1 protein-coding gene is annotated in these 379 nt (G+C 48.3%); it reads left to right on the top strand.

Annotated elements, in window-relative coordinates; all coding sequences use genetic code 11:
* A partial coding sequence (locus AB4512_RS25335) for an HAD-IIIA family hydrolase (RefSeq protein WP_372176223.1) occupies positions 1 to 379 on the top strand: 379 nt, incomplete at both ends.

Genomic DNA, 379 nt, shown 5'->3' with positions numbered 1-379 from the left:
CCTTGAACCTGATCTTTTGAAGAAAGCGCGTATCCTGTTTGATGATTTCTACGAGCAGGGCGGCCATAAGCTGAGTCACCTTTATCCATCGGTTAAAGAGACGTTAGCTGAGCTAGACAAAGCGGGCTTCACCATGGCGCTTGTCACCAACAAGCCTTCGAAATTTGTACCAGATGTTCTGGCGCAGCACGGTATCGATAAGTACTTTGTTGATGTGTTGGGTGGAGACTCTTTCCCAGAGAAAAAGCCGAACCCAGTAGCGCTGAACTGGTTGCTGGAAAAGCATAATGTGAAGGCTGAAGATATGCTGATGGTAGGCGATTCAAGCAACGACATCAAAGCCGCTAAGAATGCAGGCTGCCACTCGTTTGGTCTGACT

Source organism: Vibrio sp. 10N.222.52.B7 (assembly GCF_041474275.1).
GTDB classification, from domain to species: domain Bacteria; phylum Pseudomonadota; class Gammaproteobacteria; order Enterobacterales; family Vibrionaceae; genus Vibrio; species Vibrio crassostreae_C.
This window is presented reverse-complemented; position numbering and strand designations above follow the sequence as displayed.